Origin of the sequence: Flavobacterium sp. CFBP9031 (genome assembly GCF_034044945.1) — a bacterium.
Taxonomy (GTDB): domain Bacteria; phylum Bacteroidota; class Bacteroidia; order Flavobacteriales; family Flavobacteriaceae; genus Flavobacterium.
Map to the genome: position 1 here is coordinate 109,888 of NZ_JAXCWF010000011.1, position 16,472 is coordinate 126,359.

Genomic DNA, 16,472 nt, shown 5'->3' on the forward strand with positions numbered 1-16,472 from the left:
ATAAGAACTGTTTGTGCATCAGGCGCTTTAGCCAGTGCCTATCTGCCTCGTTCTTTATTTCTCGCATGAAGGACTACCTGATGACCTTGGGCGATTAATGCGCCAGCTGCCAACAGCCCAAGACCATCTGCCGAGCCGGTGATAAATATTCTCGCCATTTAAAATTTAGTTTCTCAAAAATTATTTACTGATTATATTGTGGCAGTCTTCCATTATCGTCATTATGGCTTCTGCATATTATAAACTTACAAAAAAAACCTCCAAAATCAAATGACTTTGCAGGTTTAATTAGCGTGAGCGTTAGGAGATGGGGCTAATTGATATTTGATAAAAAACCGCGCGATATCTTATTTCAGATTATCATTAAAGAAACGCCCTAATGTATCAAAAGGAATCACATCCACTTTGTCATACAGATCAACGTGAACTGCATTTGGTATAATGATTAATTCTTTTGGCTCATTGGCCTGTTTAAAAACATCTTCACTAAAATATCTTGAATGCGCCTTTTCCCCTGCGATCAATAACATTGGTCGTGGCGCAATTTCCCTTACATAAGAGAGTATTGGCATATTCATAAACGAGATTGGATTGGTTACCGGCCAGGCTCCGTTTGAGTTCACAGAATTAACTTGAAAACCACGCGGTGTTCTGTAATAGTCAAAATATTCCTTTACAAACTGCGGCTCGTCACCATTCAATTTTTCAGGCAGGTTCCTTGGCCCATCGGCCGGTTTTCCGTTTTCCATATCTTTCCAGCGCTGCTCGCCCAAAGTTTCCAGTGTTTTGGTTCTTTGTTCGGGAGTTACTGAATCATTGTAGCCTTTCGACATTACTCTGGTCATATCATATAAACTAGTCACAGCAACGGCTTTAACCCTTTTATCAACAGCAGTTGCATTTAAAGCAAAGCCGCCAAAACCACAAATCCCGATGATCCCAATTTTATTTCTATCTGCATTTTTCTGTAATCCTAAAAAATCAACCGCAGCGCTAAAATCTTCAGTATTAATTTCCGGAGATGCCAGGTTTCGCGGTTCACCACTGCTTTCTCCTGTATAAGACGGATCGAAGGCCAAAGCTATAAAACCACGTTCTGCCATCTGGCTGGCATATAATCCTGATGATTGTTCTTTTACCGCTCCAAAAGGTCCGCTGATGGCCAATGCTGATAATTTTTCGGTTCCTGTATTTTTTGGAAGGTATAAATCACCGGAAAGTGTAATTCCATACCGGTTTTTAAAACTAACTTTTTGACGTATTACTTTGTCACTTAATTGAAATGTATAATGCTCTTTTGATGTATTCATTTTTTCTGAATTTGACTTTTTCTGGGCAAATATTTGCCCTGTTATCAGTAATAATATTACTATAGCTAATGCTTTTTTCATTAATTTTTGAATTATTTTATTTAATAAATACCCTGCGTTTAGTATGGTTTCTTTTCCGATTTACAATTCCTTTCCATTATTTGGAACGGAGGTCTATTAAAGCTCCTGCGCAGTTGGGCGGAAGATAACTTCATTAATATCTACATCCTCAGGCTGACTGATTGCGAAAGCCACGATACGTGCAAAACTGTCCGGACTAATTCCCACCTCACCTACATAATCTTTGTTGGCCTGCTGAATATCTGCCTCGCTAATATGCTCCAATAGCTCTGTTTTAACAGCGCCGGGACACACGATTGTGGTACGAATATTATAGGGCTTTACCTCTATTCGTAAACCTTCAGTTAATGCGCGAACGGCATATTTTGTAGCGGAGTAAACTGCAGAACCGTAAAATATTTTATGTCCAGCCACAGAAGAGGTATTGATAATCTGACCAGACTTTTGCTCTTTCATATAAGGAAGAACAGCCGCAATGCCATTGAGTACGCCTTTAATATTAACATCAATCATGGTGTTCCACTCCTCAACATTTATCCTGTCCATTGGAGACAAAGGCATAATCCCTGCGTTATTAATAATAACATCTACACGTCCAAATTTTTTGACTGCTGAATCAACTAAGTTTTTTACCTGTTCCAGATTTGTTACATCCACCGCTACAGCAAGGGCTTTCGCGCCCGTTTCCTGAATAGCTTTTGCCAGTTTTTCAATTTTATCAGCTCTTCTTGCACCTAAGATCACAGTTGCTCCCAGTGATGCCAGATGCTTTGCAGCTGCTTCTCCCATCCCGCTGCTTGCTCCGGTAATGATTACTACTTTGTCTTTGATATTATTTTCCATAATTAATTTTATTTAAGTTCAACTCTTTTTGAAAACTATTCAGCACTTTTATACACCTTATCTATTACCGCTTCGTTCCAATTTACAATTCCCTTTTCGGTATTTGGAACGATGTATAATTGTTGCAAACCCACATCAGCACTTGCACCATGCCAATGTCTTACATTTGGCGGACATTTTATGACGTAACCTTTTTTGATAATTTCAACAGGCCTGCCCTCAATCTGATGATAACCAACACCATCGGTAATAATCAGGATTTGACCCGCGGGATGACTGTGCCAGTTGCTTCTTGCACCAGGCTCGAAATACACATTACCTACAGCTGTTGTAAAAACGCTATCAGCATCAACCAAACCAGTATTGTATGCATTTCCTGTAAATAAATCTTTTGAACCTTTTTCTCCTTTTGGAAAAATTTGAGTCAGTTCGTTCTTATCTGCATTCATTTTTTCCTGATTTTGATTATTGCAGGCGGATAAACACAGCATAGCGGCAGCGAAAATGCCGATTACACTAATTTTTTCTTTAGTAATCATAGGTTCAGTTTTTAAATTTTATAACTCAATATCATTTTCACAAAATCAGCGTCGTAATGGGAAAAGAATAAACTCTCAGCAATATCCAATTTGAAAATGCTGTCCATATCCTGTCGCGAAAGTTCAAAATCGAAGACATTGATATTTTCTATCATCCTTTCTTTGGTTACTGTCTTCGGAATAACAATAATGTCTCGCTGGATCAGGAAACGCAAAGCTACCTGAGCAACGCTTTTACCATATTTTTTACCGATGTTCTGTAAAGTCTCGTTACTGAAAAAATTATTTTTCCCTTCTGCAAAAGGCCCCCAGGACATTACTTTCGTCCCGTACTTATCCATCAATTCCTGAGACTTGATTTGCTGATTGAAAACGTGAGTTTCAACTTGATTTACAGCCGGCTTAACCGATACATGTTCCGCCAAATCAATGAAACGGTCCGGATAAAAATTACTTACGCCGATCGCTTTTGCTTTTCCTTCTTTATAAGCTTCTTCCATCGCTGAATAAGTTCCATAGTAATCGCCAAAAGGCTGGTGAATAAGCAGTAAATCGATGTAGTTGGTTTGTAATTTTTGCAATGATTGTTCAATTGACTTTTTAGCTTGTTCGAAACCTGCATTACTTATCCAGATTTTTGTTGTTACAAAAAATTCACTGCGTGGAATTCCACTTTTTTTAATCGCGGTTCCAACTCCTTCTTCATTACCATAAGCTTGTGCAGTATCGATGGAACGATAGCCCGCACTAATGGCCTCAGATACATTTTTTTCACATTCTTCAGGCGAAATCTGATATACACCATAACCCAAAATCGGCATTTCTAACCCGTTGTTCAATGTTATATTTTTCATAATGATTTTATTTTAATTGTTTTCAAATTTCACAATTACATTTCCATCACCCACAGCTGCAGCTAATCCTGCAGGATTGTCAATATATCCTAATTTTGTATAACTATAGGATGTGTTGAAAGTTTTATAAAAAAGCACAAGTACATTGTTACCGTAAAGTGCTAAATCTCCTGTTTTTAAATTTCCTCCAATGGAAGCATTTGCCGGAAGTGCACTAGGGAAATCGTAGTACTTTTCATTGCTATTCAGTTCAGTCATATTTACGGTAAGCGGGAGCATTGCTTTCAATGCAGCTGCACTTGGATTGTCATATAACGTTGCTGTAAAAACTGTTGTACCAATTGTAATTTTCATTTTAGTTGAATTATTATTGTTTCCATTCTCATTATTTTGTCTTGGTACTCTTTGATTGTCATTGCTGCAGCTTGCATTACAAAAAGTAAAAACAAAAATAATAGCAATAACTGTCACTAAAGATTTCAGTTTCATAATTGTCTCTTTTAAGGTTGAATATTTTTTATGAATTTTGCAGGAACTCCGCCAACGATGGTATTATCAGGAACATCTTTAGAGACTACTGCCCCTGCTGCGACAACTGCATTTTCTCCAATTGTTACGCCGGGTAAAATAGTCGCATTAGCTCCAATCCATGCATTTTTTTTGATTAGAATGGGTTTTCCAATGAGTCCTTTTCTTTCCTTAGGGTTTAATGGATGATTTTCGGTAATGAGGCTCACTTTGGGGCCAATTAAAACGTCGTCTTCAATGGTAATTCCGCCCAATGCCAAAAAAGTGCAGTCAAAATTGATAAATACGTTTTTACCAATTGTAATGTGTTTTCCATAATTGATGTAAAGAGGGGCGAATACGGCAACATCCTGAAGTTCTTTATCTAAAATCCTGCTTAGTATTTGCGTAATTTCTTCAGGATTTACAGCATTGTTCATCTGATTCAGTAAGGCTTTCACAGCGAATGCTTCTTCTCTCAATCTGCCTATCTGCGAATCGTTAGGAAGTATGGTTTCGCCTGCTAAAAGCCTATCAAAAATATTTTTTTGAAATGGTACAGCATCGGATATAGGGTTTGAATCTGACATATTATTTGAATTAAATAAGCAGATACAAAGATAAGACCGCCTTTAAGCAAGGCAGTAATGATAATCAAACCAAAGATTAAGAAATTCAAACTTCTGCCAGACGAAATGCGGAGGGATTGGTACCCGTATTTTTTTTGAAGAAATTATTGAAGTAGGTTGGATAATCAAATCCAAGTGCATAAGCGATTTCAGAAATACTCCAGTCAGTATGCTGTAAAAGAGCTTTTGCTTCTGTGATGATTCGCTCGGTAATATGAGTCGTTGTCGATTTTCCGGTAACTTCTTTTACGGCCCTGTTCAAGTAGTTGATATGCACATTCAAATGTTGGGCGTAATGTTGTGCTGTTCTTAACTGCAGTGGATTGGAGGTGGTTTCAATTGGAAATTGCCTTTCCAGTAATTCCAAAAATACAGATGACAATCTTGAAGATGCGTTCGTATTTTGTTCGAAATTTTCAGAAGGTTCCATCTTTAAGGATTCGTGAATAATGAGACTAATGTAATTGCGAATCAGCTCATCTTTAAAAACATAAACACTTTCCTGCTCCGCAATCATTTTCTGAAAAATGGTATTGAGAAAATCTCTCTGTTCTTCTGTAATTTTTAAAACGGGAGTTCCGCCAATTTTAAAAAAAGAAGATTGCTGAAGGCTTTCGGAACGCTCGGAGTTTTTAAAAAACTCTTCTGAAAATAAAATAGTATAACCTATATAGGTCGTGGATATTGTTTCCCATGAATATGGAATATGCGGATTTCCAAAAAAGAGAATCGTACCTTCCTGCTCATAGGTTTTATCAGAATAATGGATCCTGCTTTTCCCTGTAGTCAAGCAGATTTTATAAAACTCTTTTCTGCTGTAAGTTCTGGTTTCAGCACCATCATCCTCTATTTGGAATGCTTTAAATCCTTGGAGTTTCAGTTCATTATTAAACTTGGAAACTTCTCTTACTATCTTCTCTGTCATTATGCAAAGTTAAGAAATTCAAACTTGTTCAAAACCTCTAATCTTAATTTTTATCCAAATACTTTTCATGTAGCCTTATCCTCATTCCATTATCACATCGAGAAATTTTTGGAAATACTGTTTTAATTAATTGAAAATAAGCTGGCAATGTTACCAAGAATTAGAATATTTTAAAACGTTGCAATAAAAATAGCTTAAAATACTTGCAAAGGACAACTCATGCATGAAAAAACTTTTATAATAAATAATTACGGATATTTCTTAAGTTAAAAAACTTGCTACCTTGCCCATCCACTCCCCTTACCTACAACGCTGAAAGATAATTTAAGTATTTATTTAAGTCGCGCTAATATATAAAAGTTTGATTAAACAGTAAAATCACGGAACCGGTAAAGTATACTTAAAAATGTACCTAATAACTTTATTGCCCGAAAAAACAATGCAGGCACTTTTAGAATTTAACATCAATAAATTTTTATGACAACATTTTCAGCGCTGATTATAGAAAAATGACATTACAACTCTTTAATTTCTATTATTTAATTTTCAATCAATCCTCAAAAGGACATCCAAACCAAATTCTTTTAGCCACTGAAAGCAAGACACTACCAGCAGTACGCCAATCTCTTCAAATCCTCCATAAAACGTATAGAAATTTGTTCTGTTCCTCTCACCACAGCCAAAAGGGGCCAATTGAAGACAATTGGCGTCTTTTTTATTATAACCTTCTGATTTTTATTAATCTAAAGAGCTGCCGTATGGTATGTTTTATTGCATCAGTATAAAAAAGTGATTGGTCATTGAGTAGAAGTACAACAATTGGGTTTGGATGGTGCAGTTCTCCAAGACAAAAAAGGGCCCTGAGCAGCCCTCGGCACCGATTGCTTCGCCATTTCGCTTCGCTCGTGTGCAGTGAAATCCTTTGTGACGGGGTTCGCTGTAAAGATTGAAGCCTATAGCGGGAAGAGCTCCTAAAAAAATAAATACTGTCAATCCATACCATATCTTATTATATTGTAAGAAAAACAAACTCATTTATATAAAAGTATGTTTCAAATTATAATATGAAACAAACTGAATCTGAAACATACAATATTTGATATATGGAGTTAAAGTTTAATTTCGGACATTTTGAAATTCAAATAAACGAAGAAAAAAATCATTGAGCGGTCTTTTTATTTGGATGATCGAAAACTGATATAAAAAAAGCTTATCGAAATCCTTCTGAAATTTATTATAATGATTTCAATGAACATCCGAAAAAATGAGCATCATAGATTTTTGTATTCCAATTGAATAAATTAAAACTTATTAAAAATGGAATATAAAGAAATAAAAAACAGTTATACTTTTGACTTTAATAATTACATGGTTTTTTAGCAGTTTTTTAATTAAACATCACAAAAAAATACTATTCGCATAAAAAGTCCAAAATCATTTTCAATGAAGTAAAAACTCATACCATAAAAATTAAAAATACAAAGTGAAAAATTTCAAAATCATATATAAAACTAAATACATTTTTGCTAAATCACCAACAGGACATCTAAACCAAATTGTTAAAGCCAATCAAAGACAAACATTACATATGGTAAGCCAATTTCCTTAAATCATCCATAAAATATGTTGAAATTTGTCCCGTTGAGGTCACTACAAAGCCAAAAGGCGCCAATTGAAGACAATTGGCGCCTTTTTTTATTTAAAAAATTATTAAATAGTATATTAGCTTATTTTTTGTTTTCTTTTCTGATATTATACATCCATTTAATAACACTGCAACTTTTGGAATTTAAAAATGTCCTTCTTCAAATTTGCCAAATTGTCCAAATACAAAACCAACTTCATTAAATCAATTGCCAAAATCACTTGTTGTCGATGTTAGTAGCCTTTTCTTCTGAGTATGAGATTAAAAAAATGCTATAAAATAAAATAGATATAAAATCCGTGCATTATTGAAAAAGTCAGAATAACTTTTTCAATCCAAGGCCTTCGGCGTATAAAAAGTTGTTTCCAACTGTTCCAACAAGCCGTTGGAAGAGAATTCTATACTCGGGAAATAACCAAAATATAAACTCTCAAAAGTTGTGAATAATTGTATGATACTTCACATAGGAATAGTTGTTGGCTGTAGTTGTTTTTACCTTTAAGTATAAAGCCATTCACAAATATGTAAATGGCTTTATCTTTTTTATTTAAAATTCGTTTAGAATTTTCCGTTATTGTTTTTCCAATTTTCTTTTGGGGCAATTGGCTCAATTACATCCCAGTGTTCGGCAATTTTTCCGTTCTCAACTCGGAATAAATCATAGAAAGAGTTGTGGCTTTTTCCGAAGTGTCCTTCGCTGACAACTAACACAAAATTTCCTTCACCAAGTACTCTGTGGATTTTGTCATATTTCAAAAAGATGCCTTGTTTAGCTAATTCTTCAAGTGTTGCACCAAGGCCTGAAAGTTGGTCAGGAATATTTGGATTGTGTTGAATGTAGTTGTCGCCGTCAAAATAACCTGCAAGTTTATCCATCTTACCATTTACCAAAATGTCGTCAACAAAATTTCTAACCAAGGCTTTGTTGGCTTCTGTTTTGTCAAGGTCTTTGATTTCTGTTGCTCCATCAATCATTGTGTGTCCACTTGGATTTGGTTTTGCTGTTTCTTGTAAATTATCCCAATGCTCTACAATTTTGCCATCTTCAAAACGAAAAATATCAAAGCCAATTTTTGGTCCGAAAAAATTATAATCGGTATGTGCAAATACAAAATCTCCATCTTGAAAAGCACGAACGGTATTCACTTTTGCAGAGTTTGGCGGTAATGCCTGTAGCAATGCTCCAAAACCTGCAAGTCCGTCTGCTACACCTAAATTATGCTGAATGTATTTGTTTGGATTGATGTATCCTACAGGTTCACTCGCTCCTGTTTCAATCGCTTTTAATAAGCTTACTACTTTTTGTTTGTTTTCCATTTTTACTGTTTTTTTTGTTTTTGAAATTGACTTATTTTGTGCAGTTGCAGTCGATAATCCAAATCCTAAAATCATCGTTAGACTTAATACTATTTTATACATTTTGCTTTGGTTTTAATTACAATACAAAAGTGCAACGATCAATAAAAATGAGAAAGGTAGAAATGTGCCTTTGAATGATACTTTTACGCCAATGTGTTTTTTTCTCTAAATTCAGTTGGGGTAACTGTTGAATGTTTTTTGAAGTATTTGATAAAATTTGTTGGTTCTTCATAACCTAAATGATAAGCTATTTCCTTAACGTTTTCGGTGGTATGTGCTAGAATTCTTTTGGCTTCTAGAAGTACACGATCGTCAATGAGTTCTTTTGGTGATTTACCCAAAACCTTTGTAGTGGCTTGATTCAACCGCTTTTCTGTAATGATTATTTGCTTGGCATAATAATTTACTTGTTTTTGATTTTTATAATCCTTTTCCAAAAGGTCTTTAAACAGCATAACATAATCAAGGTCAGCCCCTTTTTTTATTTCGGTAAAGTTTTGTTTACGTCTTTCTCTTTCAGAATGAAACAGAAAATTATGAAGCAGGTTTTGTAAAATATCGGCTTGGAAATTATCTTTAACGTTCTGCAATTCATCTGTCATTTGTTGAAGTAAATCCATAAATATTTTTGATTGTTTTTGAACTTGAATTTGTGAAACTGAAAACAAGTCGTTAAACAAAATATTGGTTCGTAAAAATTTAGTGTCGGTTTCCGTCTTACAGAAAAAGCTGTCAGTGAATAAAATTGCTTTACCACCAAACTTTATTTTGTAGTCAAACCGTTGAACAGTGTCCTTGTTTAGGAATAAAATAGTGTTGGGTTTTATTTTTACTGGATTAAAATCCACCAAATGTGTCGGACTGCCTTGCTGAAACCAAATGATGTGATAAAAACCTGTTCTGTGTGTTGTGGTTAACGTGTCTTTGAATTCTTGGTATAATGTATTCAAGTCCACAATTTCAAATTCTTGTGGAAGCCCTGGTTTAAAATCGTATTTTTTGATATCTGTTTTCATTTGTAGGATGTTGTCACAATTACCGCCAACTTATATATGTCTGAATATATCCGATATATACCCTAAATTGAGTCGCTATATCTAATAAATGTCAATGTTTATTTCTTTCAAAAATAGGATATTTACTTTATAAATATTTAGGTGGGGCTTTTTATTTGTTCATACTTTAGTACATATTATGAATGTAATATTCAGAACCATTAAACTACATTATATGCATAAAAACCATTCAAAACTAATTGAATGGTTTTTTCTAATGTATCTAAATGTCTGTTATATTCTATATCCGCCCGAAACTTCTATTCGTTGTGCATTAATCCATTTGGAATCATCGCAGCAAAGGAATGCTACTGCACTTCCGATATCATCCGGCAGACCAACTCTTCCTAAAGCTGTTTCTGAGGCTATGTATGTATTCAAATCTGAAACATCACGAACAGCACCGCCTCCAAAATCTGTTTCAATGGCGCCCGGAGCAATAGAATTAACTCTTATTTTTCTGCTTCCCAATTCTAAAGCCTGGTATCTTGATAAGGAATCGACTGCTGCTTTCATCGCGCCATAAGCAGAATATCCGGCAAAAGAAAATCTTGCCAAACCAGAAGAGGTGTTCACGATGCTGCTTCCGTCATTGAGTAAAGGCAGCAATTTTTGTGTTAAGAAATATGGACCTTTGAAATGGATATTTGTCATTGCGTCCAAAATTTCTTCTGTTGTGGTTTCAAAACTTTCATTAATTCCGATACCTGCGTTGTTTACCAGTGCATCGAGTTTTGCGGTAGAAAATTGAGTGTCTAAAACCTCTTTTACTTCAGCTGCAAATTGGTCAAAACCTGCCGTTGTGGAAATATCCAAAGACAATGCAAACGCTTTTTTTCCAAGAGCTTCAATTTCTTTTACCACCTGGTCTGCAAACTCTTTTTTGGTTTGATACGTTAGAATGATATCAAATCCTTTTTTGGCCAATTGTAAAGCTGAATCTTTACCAAGTCCACGGCTTGCGCCTGTTATTAATGCTATTTTATTTTGATTGTTTGACATTCTTATTGTTTTTATGTTTGTTAGTATTTTAAAATTAAGTCATTACAGAATCCAGCCCATATAATTTCACTTATAACAGCCCAAGACCTATTCTTTATAACTTATGAGATATGTTGTTAATTTAGCCTGCTTCCTCTAAATTCATTTGGTGTGCGGCCTACTTCTTTTTTAAAGAGGCGTGAAAAATAGGTGGTATTTTCAAAACCTAGTAAATGAGAAATTTCAGATATATTCAGTTCTCCTTCGGTTAACAAGTTTTTTGCTTCACCGATCAAAAAAAGATGAATAAGCTCTAAAGCTGTCTTTCCTGTTTCTTGTTTGAGCAAATCGGTTAAATAGCGGGAAGATATATTTAGCTTCTCTGCCATAAGAGATACTGTTGGAAGTCCAATATTTGTTGTTCTTCTTTCTTCAAAATTAGCAGCCAGCAGTGCATTAAACTTCGTGACTGTAAAACCAGTTAGTGCTGCACGGTTAATAAACTGTCTTTTATAAAAACGCTGTGCATATTTAAGCATGGAATCCAGATGACTTACAATAATAGCTTTGCTGAGTTCGTCAGTATTATTATGGTATTCTTTTTCAATACTGAAATACAAATTCCAGATGATATCCTCTTCTGTAGGTGAAAGATGTAACGCCTCATTGACCTCATAATCGAAATAACTATACTTCCTGATTTCCTTGTAAAGGACTGTTCCGGGTAAAAAGTCTTCATGAATCATAATTAGAAAGCCCTTTTCCTCTAATTCCACATTTTTAAAAACCACTTTCTGCTGGGGTTTTACAAACGACATTGAACCAAGGTCATGGTCATATTTTGTTTTTCCATAGTGCATACTGCCGGATTTTAATTTTTTAAATCCGATGATGTAAAAGTCTGAAGAAAATTCAAGAATATTATTACCGTCACATGAGTCCCGTTCACCATATGCAACACTAAAAAGTGGATTTTCAGGAGGTTTTACACCAAGAGCTTCATGCAGATCGCTAATTTTTTTGAAATGTTTCATTGTTCTCAATTTTAAAAACAGAACCCATAAAATCCAGATTCTGTTATTTTAAACTTCTATTAACCGTGTGCTGCTACAGAAACACCCTGCCATGACTCCCATGTTTTAAGACGTTCTTCGTAAGTGTGTTTTGTCCAAGGGTAAACACTTTTACCTAATAATAATCGTAAGGGCGGATTTTCTGAATCTACCAATTTAAAAAGAGCTTTGGCAGTTGCTGCAGGGTTACCGGAATCCTGTTTACTGGCGTGCTTATAAAATTCTTTCCTTACACCGTCGTAAGCTGGTATAGATTCGCTGAGTGCAAGAGAAGTGTTACCGAAGAAATCTGTAGAAAAACCACCCGGTTCAACTATTGTAACTTTAATACCAAAAGAACTTACTTCACCAGCCAGGGTTTCTGTGAGCCCTTCGACGGCAAACTTGGTTGAACTATAGAGTCCCATTAAAGATACGGTATTCAATCCCAACGCACTCGAAAGTTGAATGATATGTCCGGAATTTTGTTGACGCATAATAGGCAGAACAGCCTGAATAGTCCACAATGACCCCAGTACATTGGTTTCAAACTGAGATCTGACGTCCTGTTCTTTGAGTTCCTCTACAGCCCCTATATGTCCAAAGCCCGCATTGTTTATCATTACGTCGATCTTGCCGAAGTGTTTTTTTGCAGTTTCAATTGCTTTAAAACTTTCACTTCTGTCAGTAACATCAAGTTTTAGCACCAAGAGATTTGATGAAAACTTTTTGGCCAGTTCATTTAATGTTTCAGGATTACGAACAGTTGCAACGACATTATCGCCACGTTTTAAAAATGCTTCTGTCCAAATCCTCCCGAATCCTCGCGATGCACCTGTTATAAAAATTGTCTTTGCCATAATTTTAGTTTAATAATTATAAGGACAAAGTTCTGCTTATTAGCAGCAGTAATTGTGATACAAAAGTAGGCAATAATGAAACGTTTTAACGATTTGCCTCTATTTCTAAAAATTGTTTAAAATAGATCTTATCTCGTTAGAAGTAATATCTATTTTTACAATCGGTTTTCGTTAAACAGATTTAGGATTTTTTTGAAACAACCCTCTGTTATATTCTACTATATCCCGATGAGATGGATACGATGGCAAAGAAGAAAGTTCCGCAATAGCCTTATCTCTTAAGGATGGGGCTTGTTCTTTAACACCATCAGAAAGTGCCTGTTTTAATTCGTTTGTATTAAGTTCTGTGCAATAAGCAGGCGTTCCTGGCTGATGTTTCCACGATTCAGAAAGATCACCGGAATCAACTGCATCAAAACCTGCATCATTAATTAATCCTGCAATTATTTTTTTTGCCTCTTTATCATCACCTGCAACGGCCATTGCTATTCTGTCCTCAGCACCGGGTTGTTTTCCTCCATTTGCTAATGTTTCTGCCAATAAGTTATTGAAGGCTTTTATTACAGGTCTTCCCACTTGCTCAGAAACCCAAACGCTTTCTACTTTTCCATTTTTGATTTCTTCAATATCGGCATCACGAAAAGGATAATAATTGGAAGTATCAACCACGATTACATTTTCGGGAACGTTTGCTAAGAAATCTTTTGGCAAAGTTGGAATTGCTACAGTGGGTACTGATAAGATGATGACATCTACATCTTTTACGATATTTTCTATTGTTGCAGCTACGACGCCTAATTCTTCAGCACGAGCATTTAATTTATCAGCATCACCTGAATTACTGATTTTGACATCATGACCAGCTGCCGCCATTTTTTTTGCAATCGTACCACCAATTGCACCGGTACCAATTATTCCTATTTTCATATTCTCTTTATTTTATTTGTTATAATTTTCTACTTAAACTCTTGGATCAATTCCATACTGATCCGGAGCGCCAAGGTGTCCACGTAAAGTTTTACCTTCATACTCTTTGTGAAAAAGCCCACGCTCTTGCAAAAGCGGAACAACCTGATCTACAAAGGCATCAATTCCATCTGAATTAACATCTGGTGAAATCCAGAAACCATCAGCTGCTTCTGCTTCAAACCACATCTGCATATGGTCTGCTGCTTCTACAGCCGGCCCCACAATTACCGGATGATAATCGATAACACCATGCGCAAGAATGTCCCGAAGGCTCCAGCCTTCTTTTGCTATTTTTAAAGCATTGGCAGAACGAGGATCATACCGAGATGGGCGTGCTGTCTCCAGTTGCGCTTTTGAAATTGACTCGTTCATTCGGGAAGGATCAAGTGGAACACCCAACATTTGCTGCAGGTAGCCAAGTCTTTGCACAAGTGAGTCTCCTCCTAATTGTATTCTTCGATCAAGTGCCGTGCGTCTGTCTTTGGCAATAGTAGTCATCAATCCAGCAATGTATTTGATTTCATCAGGATCACGACCGTATCTTTTTGCCGCTGCCCTAAATAAATTACGCTGAGCTCTCGCGTCTTCAATGGTAAATGCTGCTCCTATTACCACATTTGCAAAACGTCCTGCCAATTCGTGTGCGTTGGGACTGCCGCATGCATGAAAGATGATAGGCTGCCCCTGCTCAGATGGTGGAATATAAAGAGGGCCTCTTGAACCAACATATTTACCCTGTAGATTAATTGGAAGGATCTGCTCTTTTCTGGCAAACTGCCCTGTTTCCTGATTATGAATCCAGGCATCTTTTTGCCAACTTCCCCATAGCGCCTGAATGAGTTGAATAGCCTCGTGAGCACGACCATAACGATCTTCGCTTGAAGGAATTCTTTTTCCATAGTTAGCAGCAACATCTTCGCCACTCGATGTGATGGCATTCCAACCCGCTCTGCCGTGGCTCATAATATCCAAAGCCTTAAACTGTCGCGCTAAATTAAAAGGTTCATTAAAAGTAGTTGATCCCGTAGCGACCAATCCAATATATTCAGTTTCTCTGGCTACTGCAGCGAGAGTCATCATCACATCAAGATTAAAAGCCGGAGATTCGGTCGCGATATCTGTCATTACTGCTCCCGGACCATCTGGCAAAAATATAAATTGAAATTTTCCCCGTTCTGCAGCCTGAGCTTGTTTTACACGGGCATCAAAACTTTTATAGCTTTCGGGATCAACTCCCGGCATACGCCAGGCTCCCGATTGAGAACCATATCCATTTCCGAGGTGAAGTCCGATGAGCATCTTTTGATCAACTTTCATAATTAGCAAATTTTGAAGAGATTATTTTGCAAAATTAAATCAAAAATACTTTCCTTTGTATAGTCCTTTCCCAAAGGAAAGCAAAATAAAAATTTTACTATGTCGAAAAAGAAACCTTACTGTGAGTGCCTAAATACCGTTAAGCCAGTACGGGACACCCTTGAAGTAATTAATGGAAAGTGGAAATTATCCATCATTATTTCTGTAGGTGTAGGCAATAGCCGATTTACAGAAATTCAGGAGAGTATTCCCGGATTAACTCCCAAAGTCCTTTCTAAAGAACTTAAGGAACTTGAACAGCACCAGCTTATCAAAAGAATTATCACAAACGATTATCCTGTCAAAATATCGTATTGCCTTGAACCATATGCAGATACTCTGACGCCTATTATATACGCTATGAAAGATTGGGGACTAAACCACAAGAAGAAGATTTTTTCGCAGGTAAAACCATTCGATATTAAATTACCATAATTCAAAAGCCCACTGGAAAAAGCTTGACAGCAACTTTCGAAAATTTTAAATTTTGAGGAATAAATTACAACTTCTAACTGCTGAATTTAACGGATTCAGCAGTTTTTTTATACAAAGTCAGATTATATTTTAAGCTACAGTAAAAAGTCTGCGTAAATATGTATCACGTCTTCCCACTTTTGTATAAGAAGCTGCAACAACTCCCGCTGTAACTTTGCTTCATTATTAATCATATAAAAAAATAAAAATGAGCAAAACAATTTTAATCACAGGCGCGTCATCAGGTTTTGGATTGATGCTGGCAAATAATCTTCATAAAAAAGGATTTAACGTAATTGGAACCAGTCGTGAACCAGAGAAATATAAAGTAGATTTCAAATTAATACCTCTGGATATAGATGATGATAATTCTATTATGGCATTTAAAGATAAAATTTCTGCCGAAATAAAACAATTGGATGTTCTGGTTAATAATGCCGGATTTATGATCACTGGAATTGCGGAGGAAACACCAATAGATGTGGCTAGAAAACAATTTGAAACCAACTTCTGGGGAACCGTTAAAGTTACAAATGCGTTATTGCCATATTTTAGAAAACAAAAATTTGGACAAATTATAACTATAAGTTCTATTGTTGGTTTGATTGGACCTCCAAATTTATCATACTATTCTGCTTCTAAACATGCCATTGAAGGCTATTTCAAATCACTTCGTTTTGAGCTAAATCAATTTAATATCAAAGTTAGTGTTGTTGAACCCGTTTGGTTTAAAACAAATCTTGGACATAATGCGATATCTTCAACAGGAAGTATTCAAGATTACAATAGTTATAGAAAAAAAGTAAACGCAGCTACTCAAAAAGGCTTAGACGAAGCAGAATCTCCAGATGCAGTAGCAAAAATTATAATCAAACTAATTGGTACAAAAGAACCAAAATTCAGAAATCCGGTGGGGAAAATGTCTAGTATGATTGTATTCCTGCAGCATTTTGCCCCAAAAATGTTTGAAGGTTCAATATTAAAAAGTATTAAGTAAATAATTCCATTTTATTAAATTTTAAAAAAAAATCTC

At 35.8% G+C, this 16,472-nt stretch carries 16 protein-coding genes; 2 read left to right on the top strand and 14 right to left on the bottom strand.

All coding sequences use genetic code 11. From position 1 onward, the window contains the following. Positions 1–347: 347 nt before the first annotated feature. The 14 genes from SOM12_RS18290 to SOM12_RS18355 all read right to left on the bottom strand — a co-directional run bounded on the left by SOM12_RS18290 (position 348) and on the right by SOM12_RS18355 (position 14,926). Positions 348–1,310: an alpha/beta hydrolase gene (locus tag SOM12_RS18290; RefSeq protein WP_320494759.1), complete on the bottom strand. Its 963-nt coding sequence runs from the start codon at positions 1,308–1,310 to the stop codon at positions 348–350. A gap of 177 nt (positions 1,311–1,487) precedes the next feature. Continuing rightward, a complete protein-coding gene (locus SOM12_RS18295) occupies positions 1,488–2,234 on the bottom strand; it encodes an SDR family oxidoreductase (protein ID WP_320494761.1) in 747 nt (248 codons plus the stop codon). Positions 2,235–2,269: 35 nt separating this feature from the next. Beyond that, entirely contained in the window at positions 2,270–2,773 is a 504-nt protein-coding gene (locus tag SOM12_RS18300) for a cupin domain-containing protein (RefSeq protein WP_320494763.1), read from the bottom strand. Between the two features lie 11 nt (positions 2,774–2,784). Further along, entirely contained in the window at positions 2,785–3,627 is an 843-nt protein-coding gene (locus tag SOM12_RS18305; RefSeq protein ID WP_320494764.1) for an aldo/keto reductase, read from the bottom strand. Positions 3,628–3,639: 12 nt separating this feature from the next. After that, positions 3,640–4,116 (bottom strand): cyclophilin-like fold protein, encoded by a 477-nt coding sequence (locus SOM12_RS18310; protein WP_320494765.1) that lies wholly within the window; start codon positions 4,114–4,116, stop codon positions 3,640–3,642. A gap of 11 nt (positions 4,117–4,127) precedes the next feature. Continuing rightward, positions 4,128–4,724, bottom strand: a complete 597-nt coding sequence (locus SOM12_RS18315) for a DapH/DapD/GlmU-related protein (protein ID WP_320494766.1) — start codon at positions 4,722–4,724, stop codon at positions 4,128–4,130. Positions 4,725–4,809: 85 nt separating this feature from the next. Beyond that, entirely contained in the window at positions 4,810–5,688 is an 879-nt protein-coding gene (locus SOM12_RS18320) for a helix-turn-helix domain-containing protein (protein ID WP_320494767.1), read from the bottom strand. Between the two features lie 2,203 nt (positions 5,689–7,891). Beyond that, positions 7,892–8,752: a nuclear transport factor 2 family protein gene (locus SOM12_RS18325; protein ID WP_320494768.1), complete on the bottom strand. Its 861-nt coding sequence runs from the start codon at positions 8,750–8,752 to the stop codon at positions 7,892–7,894. 83 nt (positions 8,753–8,835) lie between these two features. Then, complete coding sequence (locus tag SOM12_RS18330) at positions 8,836–9,708, bottom strand: helix-turn-helix domain-containing protein (protein ID WP_320494769.1); 873 nt, start codon at positions 9,706–9,708, stop codon at positions 8,836–8,838. Positions 9,709–9,981: 273 nt separating this feature from the next. Next, positions 9,982–10,749 (bottom strand): SDR family NAD(P)-dependent oxidoreductase, encoded by a 768-nt coding sequence (locus tag SOM12_RS18335; RefSeq protein WP_320494770.1) that lies wholly within the window; start codon positions 10,747–10,749, stop codon positions 9,982–9,984. Between the two features lie 116 nt (positions 10,750–10,865). Next, on the bottom strand, positions 10,866–11,762 hold the full coding sequence (locus tag SOM12_RS18340; protein ID WP_320494771.1) for a helix-turn-helix domain-containing protein: 897 nt from the start codon (positions 11,760–11,762) through the stop codon (positions 10,866–10,868). Positions 11,763–11,821: 59 nt separating this feature from the next. Further along, on the bottom strand, positions 11,822–12,640 hold the full coding sequence (locus tag SOM12_RS18345; protein WP_320494772.1) for an SDR family NAD(P)-dependent oxidoreductase: 819 nt from the start codon (positions 12,638–12,640) through the stop codon (positions 11,822–11,824). 171 nt (positions 12,641–12,811) lie between these two features. Beyond that, positions 12,812–13,567: an NADPH-dependent F420 reductase gene (locus SOM12_RS18350; protein WP_320494773.1), complete on the bottom strand. Its 756-nt coding sequence runs from the start codon at positions 13,565–13,567 to the stop codon at positions 12,812–12,814. A gap of 33 nt (positions 13,568–13,600) precedes the next feature. Then, a complete protein-coding gene (locus SOM12_RS18355; RefSeq protein WP_320494774.1) occupies positions 13,601–14,926 on the bottom strand; it encodes an NtaA/DmoA family FMN-dependent monooxygenase in 1,326 nt (441 codons plus the stop codon). A 99-nt stretch (positions 14,927–15,025) separates the two neighbouring features. Between SOM12_RS18355 and SOM12_RS18360 the strand changes: the two genes are divergently transcribed. Together SOM12_RS18360 and SOM12_RS18365 are read left to right on the top strand one after the other, a co-directional pair. Continuing rightward, positions 15,026–15,400: a winged helix-turn-helix transcriptional regulator gene (locus SOM12_RS18360; protein WP_320494775.1), complete on the top strand. Its 375-nt coding sequence runs from the start codon at positions 15,026–15,028 to the stop codon at positions 15,398–15,400. Positions 15,401–15,647: 247 nt separating this feature from the next. Further along, positions 15,648–16,436, top strand: coding sequence for an SDR family NAD(P)-dependent oxidoreductase (locus tag SOM12_RS18365; RefSeq protein ID WP_320494776.1), 789 nt, complete (start codon positions 15,648–15,650; stop codon positions 16,434–16,436). The last annotated feature ends 36 nt before the right edge of the window (positions 16,437–16,472 follow it).

Coding starts and splice junctions, on each gene's coding strand:
- SOM12_RS18355 (WP_320494774.1), bottom strand. CDS start 14,926: ATGAAAGTTGATCAAAAGATGCTCATCGGACTTCACCTCGGAAATGGA.
- SOM12_RS18290 (WP_320494759.1), bottom strand. CDS start 1,310: ATGAATACATCAAAAGAGCATTATACATTTCAATTAAGTGACAAAGTA.
- SOM12_RS18325 (WP_320494768.1), bottom strand. CDS start 8,752: ATGTATAAAATAGTATTAAGTCTAACGATGATTTTAGGATTTGGATTA.
- SOM12_RS18310 (WP_320494765.1), bottom strand. CDS start 4,116: ATGAAACTGAAATCTTTAGTGACAGTTATTGCTATTATTTTTGTTTTT.
- SOM12_RS18365 (WP_320494776.1), top strand. CDS start 15,648: ATGAGCAAAACAATTTTAATCACAGGCGCGTCATCAGGTTTTGGATTG.
- SOM12_RS18305 (WP_320494764.1), bottom strand. CDS start 3,627: ATGAAAAATATAACATTGAACAACGGGTTAGAAATGCCGATTTTGGGT.
- SOM12_RS18330 (WP_320494769.1), bottom strand. CDS start 9,708: ATGAAAACAGATATCAAAAAATACGATTTTAAACCAGGGCTTCCACAA.
- SOM12_RS18300 (WP_320494763.1), bottom strand. CDS start 2,773: ATGATTACTAAAGAAAAAATTAGTGTAATCGGCATTTTCGCTGCCGCT.
- SOM12_RS18360 (WP_320494775.1), top strand. CDS start 15,026: ATGTCGAAAAAGAAACCTTACTGTGAGTGCCTAAATACCGTTAAGCCA.
- SOM12_RS18320 (WP_320494767.1), bottom strand. CDS start 5,688: ATGACAGAGAAGATAGTAAGAGAAGTTTCCAAGTTTAATAATGAACTG.
- SOM12_RS18345 (WP_320494772.1), bottom strand. CDS start 12,640: ATGGCAAAGACAATTTTTATAACAGGTGCATCGCGAGGATTCGGGAGG.
- SOM12_RS18315 (WP_320494766.1), bottom strand. CDS start 4,724: ATGTCAGATTCAAACCCTATATCCGATGCTGTACCATTTCAAAAAAAT.
- SOM12_RS18335 (WP_320494770.1), bottom strand. CDS start 10,749: ATGTCAAACAATCAAAATAAAATAGCATTAATAACAGGCGCAAGCCGT.
- SOM12_RS18295 (WP_320494761.1), bottom strand. CDS start 2,234: ATGGAAAATAATATCAAAGACAAAGTAGTAATCATTACCGGAGCAAGC.
- SOM12_RS18340 (WP_320494771.1), bottom strand. CDS start 11,762: ATGAAACATTTCAAAAAAATTAGCGATCTGCATGAAGCTCTTGGTGTA.
- SOM12_RS18350 (WP_320494773.1), bottom strand. CDS start 13,567: ATGAAAATAGGAATAATTGGTACCGGTGCAATTGGTGGTACGATTGCA.